The organism is Paenibacillus shenyangensis (assembly GCF_000346635.1).
GTDB classification, from domain to species: Bacteria; Bacillota; Bacilli; order Paenibacillales; family Paenibacillaceae; genus Saccharibacillus; species Saccharibacillus dauci.
In genome coordinates this window covers 81501-93349 of the sequence record NZ_AOIG01000019.1, presented here as the reverse complement: position 1 = coordinate 93349, position 11849 = coordinate 81501, and the positions used below count along the sequence as shown (strand labels likewise).

Below are 11849 nucleotides of genomic sequence, written 5' to 3'. Positions count from 1 at the left end.
TTACACTCCCAGGATTGTTCCCATTTGGGATAATGGTTCAGCCAGTGCATCCAGGTTCTGGCTCAGTGTACGTACGTCTTCTTTGCTTAATTTATCGTAAGTTACATAGCCACCGTCTTTGGTTGCAAACGGAGCCAGTTCCTTGTTCAGCGCTTCGAATTTCTCGCCGATCTGTTTCTCCAGAGCAGGATCTTTTGCTGCCAGATTTGGCTTCAGGATCTCGTAGATTTTCTGTGCACCCTCTACATTGGCTACAAAGTCATACAGATCGGTGTGGGAATAACGTTCTTCTTCACCGGTTACTTTGGAAGAAGAGACCTCGTTCAGTAGTTCTACCGCTCCGGTAACGAGCAGTCCCGCATCAATATCGACCGTCTCGACTTTGGCGCGCAGCAGCTTGGCATCCTGCAACAGACGATCTGCATATTCGCTCATGCCATCTGTTGTCTTCTTTTCCCACAGGCCTTGTTCGATTTTATGGAATCCACGCCAGTCCTTGTCATCCACGTCTCCCTGGCGAGCATCAATATCCGGGTCCAGATTGCCCAGTGCTTCGGCAATCGGCTCGATACGCTCATAGTGCATACGTGCCGGTGCGTACAGCTTTTTCGCTTCGTCCATCTTGCCGGCTTTGACCGCTTCTGTAAATTTCTCGGTCTCCGTTACGAAAGCATCAATCTCACTGATCGCATAGGTACGATATTGCTCGGTAGCATCTTTGAAATCAGCTGTAGAAGCAGCAGGTGCCGCAGCCTTGGTATCGGTAGCCGCCGCTGTAGTTGGGCTTGTCTGTGTATTGTTTGCTGCTGGTTGTGCTTCTTCCTTGTTGCCGCAGGCTGCGAACAGTACAGATGATAACAGCAGAACCGCAGGCAGGGTGTAACGTGCTTTCATAAATTCAAACACTCCTCAATAATGATAATCGTTCTCAATAATGTATATATCATAGTGTGGAAACCCTGCAACGTCAATATTTTTTATGTAAAATGCGACAGAACACCCGTCTTTTTTGATATTAATTACTTATTTAACCATATTAAGATAATAAAGTATTAATAATAACATTATGGTATTATTAATTTGCTTAGGTATGTCCGCTGTTCATAGTGCAGTATGTGTATCTGAAGCAGGCGGATTGATCTGTTACTTTCCGCTATAAATGAATGTAAAAGGAGGGAGTTCAGGTTTGTTGTATCCAGTAAGACCGCAGTATCTGCATCCAGATTCCACTACATATCCAAAATGCCAGAGGAGAGTGTCGGATGAACAAGCATAAACGGTATACATGGTTGGTATGGCTCTGTGCCATCCTGCTGCTCATTTCCAATTCGGGTTATTCGCTCGCTGCGCCGGAAGCAACGTTATCTTCCCCATCTGCAGACAATAGCGATATGGCACCGGCTGTCAGTCCTTCGGTATTTCATGTCGGACTAGCCAAATATGAAGATATCGACGGAGGTACGCAGCTTCCTGTCGATCCGGCAACCCAGGCGAACAATGAGGCAATCAGCATAGCTGCAAGGGACCGATCGTTGATCCAGAAAAACAGCTATGAGTATGTACTGACCAGCTCGCAGGCGCTGCGCCGCAGTGTGACGTCGGTTACTTATTCTGTATATACCACGATCAGCCTGACCGATAGTGCTGGCCGTCCGCTGGATTCGTCTTCCGGGGTGAAGCTGACGGTGAATGGTCAGCCCTATCCAATCTCGTATGTTACCGATTCGGTGACAGGTAGCGGAACCAGTCAATTTGTATTCAAGCTGGCTCTGTCATCGGCCAGCCGAATTGCTCCATTTGAGCTGCTGTTTGCAAGACCAGGTTATGCAGATGTCAACGTATTCATGGTGTACCGTCCTGCAGGCACAGTAACGGTCGAGAAGATCGGCGCGATTAAGGGACCTGCCGAAGTGGGTGCGCTGCTGAGTGCTGGAGAAATTGGCTATGGCCGTCCACTATCCGGTCAAGCTCCTGCTGTACGTTACCAATGGTATCGCAGTAACTCTGCCGCTGGAGCCTATATTGCAATCAAGGGAGCGACAGCTTCCCAGTATCGTCCGGTCGAAGAGGATGCCGGCAAATTCATTCGTGTCCATATTCAGACGAATGAACAGACAGCCAGTGGATCTGCACTGAGCCCGCCAACCGAGAAGATTGCCCGCTCAGGCAAAGCAGAGCAGATCTTCACGGCGATTGAATCACGGTATTTCCCTGCCGACAAGCGTACCCTGCGAGGGTCGCTCAAGCTGCCTGCTTCATTGCCGGAGTATCCAGGCGTAACGATCAGCTGGAAAAGCGATAATGAAGCTGTTATGACCAGCGCAGGTGTAGTCTCCCGGGCAGCACGTGATGACCAGGAAGTTATACTGACAGCCATTCTCAGCGATCAGGTCGTCGCCACCAAGAGCTATGCGCTGCTTGTTCAGGCAGAAGGGTCAACATCTGTGGGGATCGTCGGACAAGCAGATCCTTATTTTCAAAAAGGGTACCCGGAGATGTATGTAAAAAATGGACAGATTCATGCCCGTTATGCATTGAGCCAACCGGGAGAAGTCTATATGGTCGTCTCCAAAGGTACACCGGTTATCATGTACGACGAAGATAGAGCGGTATTAACGGTTCAGGCGGTTATGGAAGGGCATGGAGGCAATACGTACAGAGCGTCTGCCAATGCCGTGGCCTGGCCGTATCAGAATATTACAGCTGCACAGGTAGGCAAGGTGCAGGATATCAATACAGGTATCGATATTGACAGCACCGGTTTTCATTATGCACGCGTCGGTTTTGTGATTGTGGACAAATCCAAGCAGTATGTCTCTCCGGCGGTTACGATGGTGCAGTACAACCAGATCTATCGGGATCGTGCCGTATATCAATCGGCGGAACTCGAAAATATCTATATTAACCGTGCACTCGATACAATCTACGTCTATTATGATCGTTCCCTCTATGTATACCCGGAAGAGTGGGCAGCCGATCAGCTGCCACTGAGTAGCGATTACCAACTCAGTCGTGGGCAGATTACCAAGGTAAGCGTGGCGCCGCCAACGCGGATTGAGAGTCGATGGGGCATCTATCGGGATCGTTATGCGATTATCCTCCAGGTCAAGGATATTACGCCTGCCGACCTATCCGGGCTGCAGTTAAGCTATCATGGAGATCGGCTCACTACCGATAAATACTATCATCCGGTAGATATGTTCCAGGATGAACCGGTAAGATTTGTAGGTAATTATGATGTGGCAGATGCCGTACTCAGTTCGGACCGTACCAAGCTGAGCATCAATATACTGCCTGGCTGGGGATTCCACAGCAATACCGAGATGGACATCGATGAATTCAAGAATCGGCTGAATGTCCGTATCAATGGTACCGATTATCATCCGGTCTACGTGCCGACCGAATATTTCAATTCAGTCGATACGACTAATCGTCTGCAGACGGGCTTCCATTTTGTGATGGATTTTGCCCAGCCGCTTCCGGTATCGGGAGAGAAGCCTGTCTTCTGGTTTAATACAGACAATATTCATGATTGGGTTGGCGATCTGTATCCGCCGGACCGGCTTCGTACCACAATTACCGAAATGCCAAAACCCGGTGCCCCATCAGCCATTTACACGGCTGCCAATGCACAACTTCGGCTGACATTTGCCAAAAATTATGCTTTTAGTGATCAGCCAGGCATGCTCGCAGGGGTGACGGTACGAGTAGATGGTACCGATTATCCACTACGTGGTTTTGTCCCGCCTTCTGGCAGTGATCTGTCGCAGCGTCATATACTGCGGATCAATCTTAACGATCCATACTACGCGAATCTCAGACAAGCGCTTGCCGGTGGCAGTAATGTACAGATCAAATATGCAAAAACAAACGGAGGGGCTCCCGAACAGCTCAAGGACCAGCTGGGCAGTCTGCTGCCGGACTTTGGATATGTGTCAGTATCCAGACAGTAAGTGCGCAGCAGGGTAAGATGAAGCAGTCAGATATACTGCTGCAGATAGACCTGTACATCATCCATTGAATATTTCCGCAAAAAATCCGGCAGGTTCTTATTCCTGCCGGATTTGCCTGTTTACTGCGGGATTTGGGGTTTTTGCTTCATGCATACTGCATATTTAACAACAGGAACCAGCTTGCTTTTCATCGAATCTGTTTATATTCCATATATCAGTAGGATTTCATCATTCATAATGATCCAGCAAGCTGACGAACAGAAAGCGAATCAGAGGAGGAAGCAATTATGACGATCAAAGCTGTAATATTCGATTTGGATGGAGTTATCGTCTCTACCGATCAGTACCATTATCAGGCTTGGAAAAAGATGAGCGACGAAGAAGGTATCAAGTTCAATGAGACGATCAACAACCGTCTGCGCGGTGTGAGCCGGATGGAGAGCCTGGAGATTATTCTGGAAAAGGCAGAGCGTACCTACACTCCGGAAGAGAAAATCGCACTGGCCGAACGTAAAAACACATACTACAGGGAATCCCTGTCTGAAGTAAAACCGGATGATCTGCTGCCGGGAGCCAAACATACAATCGATGAACTGAAAAAACGAGGTGTCAAAATCGCGATTGGTTCCTCCAGCAAAAATACACCTACGATCCTCAAGCAGATCGGATTGGCCGATGCATTTGATGCGGTAGCAGACGGTAATGATATTACCCGCAGTAAGCCCGATCCGGAAGTATTCCTGCTGGCAGCCGAACGTCTTGGTGTACCACCGGAAGAATGCCTCGTCGTGGAAGATGCGGAAGCTGGTGTACAGGCAGCAATTGCCGGCGGCATGAACGTGGCTGCTGTCGGTGATGCAGGACTGCATTCCCAGGATGCCGATTACCGTCTGGAACGTGTAGACGAGATTCTGGATCTGATCTGATGCAATAGACAGAGTCACCTCTGTACAATGATCAGGCAGAACAACCAGCCAACCAGCATAAAACAAATAGTAACAAAAATGTATGTTAAAAGAACGATCAGCAACCACCCGGATTGTATCAAATAGCAACCAACCAGACTGCCGTAGATGGTAGTCTGGTTGGTTTTTTAAATTATTCATGTTGCCAGCGTCCATTATTACTCTTTTTTTGCTCTCTATGTAAGAAGTGGTCGCACGTTTATATGTCTTTTCCAGAAGAACCTCTATGATCTATAGATACTGGGAACACCTACATTCCATGATTTCCTCAGCGATTGCTTTCAATCAGTCGATGTTTTCCCTTACTTGCAAACATGTTATGATAAGGCTAATCTTGATTTCATTTTGGGATAAAGGGTGTGCCTGGATGGCATCCTGCTAAATATGGAGCGTGACTATGCGAGGCATCAGACAGCATACGCGCCGAAACGGAGGTTAACAGATGGACTATACACAACGTTTTGATCATCCCCCGGAGCGGATCAATACCAACTCGGCCAAATGGGACCAGCTGCAGAAGTTATTCGGTACAGAGGATGTACTGCCGCTGTGGGTAGCAGATATGGACTTTGCCGCACCGGAATCGGTACAGAACGCGCTCAAGAAAAGTGCCGAGCATGGAGTCGTTGGTTACTCTTTCCAATCGGAAAATTATTACCGTGCTCTTCAGGAGTGGATGAAAAACAGACACGGCTGGGAGATTGAAAAGGATTGGGTCGTATTTACGCCGGGAGTAGTGACTGCACTGAATTTTGCGGTGCAGACTTTTACCGAGCATGGCGATCAAGTGGTTATCCAGACCCCGGTATATCCTCCGTTTTACAGCGTAGTGACTGGTCATGGACGCGAAGTTGTCGAGAATCCGCTCCAGCTGCAGGAGAACGGTGAGTATGTAATGGATCTGGAGCAGCTGGAACAGGCACTGAGCAGTGACCAAGTAAAACTGCTGATCCTCTGCAGTCCGCATAATCCGATCGGCCGGGTATGGAGCCGGGAAGAGCTGGAGCGTGTGGATGCGCTGTGCGAGAAATACAATGTGATTGTAGTATCGGATGAAATCCATGGCGATCTTGTCTTTGAACCGAACCAGCATATTCCATATGCGATGCTTTCCGAGCAGGCGAAGAACCGCAGTATTATCTGTACCGCACCGAGCAAGACGTTTAATATTGCCGGATTGAATACATCCAATGTGATTATTCCGAATCCGGAGCTGCGTGATGCGTTTGCGCTGAAGATCAACAACTTTGGCGTGGGACATATTAGCCAGTTCGGTGCGGCAGCGACAGAGGCTGCTTATACGGAAGGCCACGAATGGCTGGAACAGTGTATGCAGTATATGCGTGCCAATATGGAATATGTACAGCAGTACATCACTGAGCATCTGCCGGAAGTGTCGGTGAATATGCCAGAAGCGACCTACCTGATGTGGATAGATTTCCGCAAGCTGGGCATGGAACAGGCGGATCTGGTATCCTTCCTGCTGCACAAGGCACGGATTGCGCTTAATGACGGACGCGCCTTTGGGACAGCCGGTGAAGGGTATATGCGTCTGAATGTGGCCTGCTCCCGTCGTCTACTGGAAGAAGCTATGGAACGTCTTCGTAGCGCGTTGGAACAGTGGCGTACAGAAGGCAGTCCGAAGGTTGCTGAACAGGTATCCAGCGAAGCCAATGCCTGAATTCGGGTTGTGACCTGCTGGTACAGAAATGATTTCAACTTTTCAGAGAAAAATATCACTTGTAAAACCAATCAAATTGTCTTACCTGGTAATTAGACTAAATTAGTTAATGGTCAGGCTACAATAAATGGTTTGAATCTGGCTTATAATAAGAATTAAGTAGAATATTAAATTAAGAAGGAGTATACAGAAGGATTGAATTCTGTACACTCCTTCTTTTTTAAATTCAACATGTCCAACTGATCGATCTTTTATATAGCAGAATCGTTTTTCTTAGCTTTCTTTTCTTCAATTAACAAATCAAGATATTTAATTAACCGAAGACTGATCTTCAATAGAAAAATAAAGCCTACTACAAGCATAATGAAATAGACAATCCACTGAATAAAGGGAAAGTAAGTTAAAAATGATGTTCCAATGTACATAGAGTCAGAAGATACTGCATTTTCAGACATAGACCATACTCCTTTCCTTGCGAAGCAATGTTCATCCTATAATACAGGACTGTTATAAACAATCAAGTTCGGCTAGCAATGGAATCTTAATTATTTATAATTGGAGTTCTCCAGTGAGTCAGCGGTAATTACATTTAACGGCTTTCTATTTTCCCTCAGGGGAACCAGATAGGCTTTGTATCATAAAAAAATACACCTCCTAAAGTTCATTAGTTTACCCCAGCGGGTTCCAATGTCTATTTTAAGAAGTGCATTTTAATGGTATTTATGAGGTGTTTTCTTATCCGATCGAGTTGAAGGCCCAGGGTCGGTAGTAACCGACCGCTGGGAGAAGATCTGCAATCCGGTTGGAATTATACCTGATTCAGGAACTCGACAATTGTCAGCATGCCTTTATCAAAGTTCTCCAGATTGAAATGTTCGTTCGGTGCATGCAGATTCTCATCCGGCAGACCGAAGCCCATCAGCACAACAGTTGGCGCGATCACGCGGGAGAATTCTTCCACGATCGGGATCGAACCGCCATCTTTGGTGAACAGGGCACGTGTACCGTATACAGCAGCATACGCGTCAGCCGCTTTTTGCAGCAGTTCGCCGGATGGATCGATATTGAAGGCACGTGCTTTCTCGCCTGGTGTAATCGTCAGTTTGGCACCATTTGGCTTCACAGCTTCCAGGTGAGTAATAATTTTGTCCAGTACATCCTGCGGATTCTGGTCAGCGACCAGGCGACAGGTGATTTTGGCATGGGCTTCTTTGGGAATAACCGTCTTGGTGCCTTCACCCTGGAAGCCACCGTATACGCCGTTCAGCTCCAATGTTGGACGCGCACCTACACGCTCGACAAAGGAGTAACCTTCTTCGCCATGCAGCGCTTCCAGGCCCAGATCACTCTGCAGCTGCTGCTCGTTGAAGTCCTGCTTCACGAACTCGGCGCGCATCTCCTCGGATAATGGCAGTACATCGTCGTAGAATCCGTCTACGAGCACTTTGCCGTCACGGTCATGCAGCGTAGCGAGCAGTTCCACCATCGCATGCAGCGCATTGGGAACACCGCCGCCAAAGGAACCGGAATGCAGATCGGTGTTGGCTGTATTAATCGTGATTTCCAGCGAGCACAGTCCGCGCAGACCTGTACTGATCGCCGGCTTGCCGCGCTCGAGCAGGGAAGTATCGGAGATCAGAACGGCATCAGCTGCCAGTGCTTCGCTGTTGGCTTCCAGGAAGCCCGGCAGATTGGCACTGGAGATTTCCTCTTCACCTTCGATACAGAATTTGATATTAACCGGCAGAGAACCTTCCTGTTTGAGGATCGCTTCTACGGCTTTGATATGCAGGAATACCTGGCCTTTGTCATCGGTAGCGCCGCGGGCGAACAACTTGTCTCCGCGAATCGTTGGTTCAAATGGAGGCGTCTCCCACAGGTTCAGCGGATCAACCGGTTGAACATCATAGTGTCCATATACGAGAACAGTCGGCTTGCCCGGTGCATGCAGATGATCTGCAGTTACGATCGGATGACCGGCGGTTTCATTGACTTTAACATTCTCCAGACCGGCACGGGTCAAGGTAGCAGCCAGCCATTCGGCAGCACGCAGCATATCCGGTTTGTGCTCGGACAGGGCGGAGATACTTGGAATAGATAACCACTCTTTTAGTTCAGCCAGATGCTGTTCGCGATTTTCCTGGAAATATGTAGCATAACTCATAGATGAATCGTCCTCCTCGAATGTGGGTATCGTGTTTGTGAACATCCATAATAATGGAATGGAATGAAACGCGTTATGCCTCCTATTGTACTACTTTTGGAGGCGGCAATAAAACTGCAAGTTTATCTGGAATCATAGACAGGCCAAAGAACGCTTTTCCCAGCATTTGAATAGCGGAGAAAAGCGTCCTGTTTGGGCTGCCTATAGCTTTATTGCGGATTGCATAGACCTATTATGAGGTGCTGGTGAAAAGACGTTTGTATTATTTGGCAGTATGGATTTCGACTTGTTTGAGAGTACTGTTCCATTTATAGTCCACACCGGTCAGTTCGCCGATTTTGGCCAAAGGAATGTAAGTGCTGTTCTGGAAGTTCAGAATAGGATGCTTGGCATCATTATAAGGCTGACCGTTAACAAGTACAGGATAGGTAACTTCTGTTAGTTCATAAGCCAGATAATATTGATCGTTGACATCTTGCAGGACACTTTCCAGCGCAGACTCTTTGGCTGACTTCTGGTTGATCCAGTCATTGTAAGTGGTCGGAGGACTTGCAGGCGGAATATCTTCGGTACTGTATTCAAAGGAATAGGGACCGTTGTATCTGGAGAGAATCTGATTCAGTACCTGCGCATCCGGATCGGTGATAGCAGCAGAATTGCCTGAATTACCAATTTCGACCTGCTTGAGTGAACTGTTCCATTTGTATTTTACTCCGGTGAGAGAAGCAATATTGGCAAGCGGTATATATGTACTTCCTTTATAGCTTAGGGCAGGCAGGGAGCTATCGTTATATTCTTTGCCATTGACCATGATCGGATAAGTCGCTTCGGTAAGCTCGTATACGTTGGAACTTGCTGCATAGACAGAACTGCCGGTAAATAGTAAGGCTGCGGTAAGTACTCCTGTTACTAATTTCTTCATTGTGTGTATTCCCCTTTTTCTATTGTAGGTGCCATATATCATCTGAATAAACCTTATATACGATATGACTTGGATAGCAGTCTTACCTTAAAAGAGTAACCAGACAAGCTCCCCTTCTCTTTTCATCGGCAAACAGGAAGTCCTATTTTAGGAATTTGGAAGACTTTTATTGTATAAAGTCTAGACTTATTAACAATATGTCTAAAAACTATACGTTTTTCCAAGTTAAAGTGTCAGGTCGGGAACAGATGAAAAGGCAGTAATATAGAGCCCCTCAGCAGTTCTACAGAAAAAGTGAACCAATAAACACTGAATTGGTTAAAGGTAAGAGTGGAGTTTGTAACGAGGAACAACGGGGTATTATTTTAATTTTAAATTGCTCTCATCCATAAAGGTTAGCTATTGACAAATAAGTTGCACGAGTGCAAAATATGTTCAGAAGCATATGTATAAATTGCAACCGTACATCTGGCAAGACCAACATAGAGAACTTGCTGAATCTATTCAGAAATCAAGCCAAAGAGGGCGTAAGAGAAGTGAGGGAGAGAGAATATGGAGAATACCGATACTGAAATAAAACAGCCTGAAGCCAAAAAGAGCTGGCTGCGCAGCAGCTCTTCTATCAGTCTGGAAGAAGTGAACAATACAGTCAGCATCCCGCAGAATGCCGGTTTCTGGCGCAAGTTTTTTGCATTTGCAGGACCTGGCGCCCTGGTAGCAGTGGGATACATGGACCCGGGGAACTGGGCGACCTCGATCGCCGGAGGATCAAGGTTCGGATATACCCTGCTGTCGGTCGTACTGTTATCAAGTCTGATCGCAATGCTGCTCCAGACACTGGCTGCCAAGCTGGGGATCGTCACGGGCAAGGACCTGGCGCAGGCAACACGTGATGCGACCGGCAAAAAGACAGCGGTGTTTCTATGGATTCTGACAGAGCTAGCCATTATCGCAACCGATCTGGCTGAGGTCATTGGTTCGGCGATCGCACTGAATCTGCTGTTTGGCATTCCGCTGCTGTGGGGCATCGTGATTACAACACTGGATGTTCTGCTGCTTTTGCTGCTACAGAAAAAGGGATTCCGCATTATCGAATCGATCGTTATCGTACTGATCGCCACAATCTTCGTTGTATTTATTTTTGAAATGATTGCGGCACGTCCGGATGTGGCAGCAATCTTCGGTGGATATGTGCCAAAGCTGGAGGTAGTCACCAATTCGGGAATGCTGTTCGTAGCACTGGGGATTCTCGGTGCAACGGTTATGCCGCATAATCTGTATCTGCATTCTTCGATTATTCAGTCCCGCCAGTACAAGCGGGATGAAGCAGGTCGACGCGAGGCTGTTCGCTTTGCCCGTCTGGATTCGGCATTCTCGCTGACGATTGCTTTTATTATCAACTCGGCGATCCTGATTCTGGGAGCCGCTGCATTCTATGGACATGGTCTGCAGGTATCGGAGATTGAAGGCGCCTATGAGCTGCTCAGTCCGACACTGGGTGTAGGTATAGCGAGCACCCTGTTCGCTGTCGCACTGCTGGCTTCCGGTCAGAACTCGACCATTACCGGTACACTGGCTGGTCAGATCGTTATGGAAGGATTCGTACAGCTGCGTATCTCCCCGGTACTGCGCCGGATCATTACACGTCTGCTGGCTGTAATCCCTGCATTTGTCGTAACCTGGTTATACGGCTCCAGCGGTACCGGAGATTTGCTGCTGTGGAGTCAGGTCGTACTAAGCCTGCAGCTGCCGTTTGCTGTTATACCACTGGTCAAATTCACCAGTGACCGTCAGAAGATGGGTACCTTTGCCAATGGTGCAATCGTCAAAAGTATCGCCTGGCTGGCGACCGGACTGATTGTGGTACTGAATGTGTTCCTGCTGGCCTACATTATAGTAACCGGACACGCATTCGGCTAAAAACATCATATAAAGTAAAACGAATAGATTATAAACAAGAAGCTGTGTTCCGTGCCAAATGTGCGGAACACAGCTTTTTTGTTGTGCTGATTACTTACTTAATATAGAAGAAAGAATAGAGATACATACAGAGTTAACCATAAATTACTCATTAAAATGGGTTTTTCTTTATTAACTTAGGTAAAAAAGCATAGAGACCAATACAAAAGGCGGAAAATTAGAAAACGTTAATAAAACAATTGAC

General features: G+C 47.3%; 8 protein-coding genes. 4 read left to right on the top strand and 4 right to left on the bottom strand.

Annotated features, from left to right (window positions below; genetic code table 11):
- Complete coding sequence (gene efeO / locus H065_RS0116240; RefSeq protein WP_017814142.1) at window positions 1-894, bottom strand: iron uptake system protein EfeO; 894 nt, start codon at window positions 892-894, stop codon at window positions 1-3.
- 368 nt (window positions 895-1262) lie between these two features.
- On the opposite strand from efeO, the gene H065_RS0116235 reads away from it, so the two are divergent.
- The 3 genes from H065_RS0116235 to H065_RS0116225 all read left to right on the top strand — a co-directional run bounded on the left by H065_RS0116235 (window position 1263) and on the right by H065_RS0116225 (window position 6599).
- Window positions 1263-3953 (top strand): immunoglobulin-like domain-containing protein, encoded by a 2691-nt coding sequence (locus H065_RS0116235; RefSeq protein WP_017814141.1) that lies wholly within the window; start codon window positions 1263-1265, stop codon window positions 3951-3953.
- Window positions 3954-4240: 287 nt separating this feature from the next.
- Window positions 4241-4879 (top strand): beta-phosphoglucomutase, encoded by a 639-nt coding sequence (pgmB, locus tag H065_RS0116230; RefSeq protein ID WP_017814140.1) that lies wholly within the window; start codon window positions 4241-4243, stop codon window positions 4877-4879.
- 481 nt (window positions 4880-5360) lie between these two features.
- A complete protein-coding gene (locus H065_RS0116225; protein WP_017814139.1) occupies window positions 5361-6599 on the top strand; it encodes a MalY/PatB family protein in 1239 nt (412 codons plus the stop codon).
- 251 nt (window positions 6600-6850) lie between these two features.
- Here H065_RS0116225 and H065_RS0116220 read toward each other — a convergent pair whose 3' ends face one another.
- The 3 genes from H065_RS0116220 to H065_RS27080 form a co-directional block, all read right to left on the bottom strand.
- Window positions 6851-7054, bottom strand: a complete 204-nt coding sequence (locus tag H065_RS0116220) for a hypothetical protein (RefSeq protein WP_017814138.1) — start codon at window positions 7052-7054, stop codon at window positions 6851-6853.
- A gap of 353 nt (window positions 7055-7407) precedes the next feature.
- The gene (locus tag H065_RS0116215; RefSeq protein ID WP_017814137.1) at window positions 7408-8763 is read right to left on the bottom strand and encodes a dipeptidase; all 1356 of its coding nucleotides are present in this window, start codon (window positions 8761-8763) and stop codon (window positions 7408-7410) included.
- A 262-nt stretch (window positions 8764-9025) separates the two neighbouring features.
- Entirely contained in the window at window positions 9026-9685 is a 660-nt protein-coding gene (locus H065_RS27080) for a stalk domain-containing protein (protein ID WP_017814136.1), read from the bottom strand.
- Window positions 9686-10237: 552 nt separating this feature from the next.
- Here H065_RS27080 and H065_RS0116205 point away from each other — a divergent pair.
- Window positions 10238-11605, top strand: coding sequence for an Nramp family divalent metal transporter (locus H065_RS0116205; RefSeq protein WP_017814135.1), 1368 nt, complete (start codon window positions 10238-10240; stop codon window positions 11603-11605).
- The last annotated feature ends 244 nt before the right edge of the window (window positions 11606-11849 follow it).

Coding starts and splice junctions, on each gene's coding strand:
- efeO (WP_017814142.1), bottom strand. CDS start 894: ATGAAAGCACGTTACACCCTGCCTGCGGTTCTGCTGTTATCATCTGTA.
- H065_RS0116235 (WP_017814141.1), top strand. CDS start 1,263: ATGAACAAGCATAAACGGTATACATGGTTGGTATGGCTCTGTGCCATC.
- pgmB (WP_017814140.1), top strand. CDS start 4,241: ATGACGATCAAAGCTGTAATATTCGATTTGGATGGAGTTATCGTCTCT.
- H065_RS0116225 (WP_017814139.1), top strand. CDS start 5,361: ATGGACTATACACAACGTTTTGATCATCCCCCGGAGCGGATCAATACC.
- H065_RS0116220 (WP_017814138.1), bottom strand. CDS start 7,054: ATGTCTGAAAATGCAGTATCTTCTGACTCTATGTACATTGGAACATCA.
- H065_RS0116215 (WP_017814137.1), bottom strand. CDS start 8,763: ATGAGTTATGCTACATATTTCCAGGAAAATCGCGAACAGCATCTGGCT.
- H065_RS27080 (WP_017814136.1), bottom strand. CDS start 9,685: ATGAAGAAATTAGTAACAGGAGTACTTACCGCAGCCTTACTATTTACC.
- H065_RS0116205 (WP_017814135.1), top strand. CDS start 10,238: ATGGAGAATACCGATACTGAAATAAAACAGCCTGAAGCCAAAAAGAGC.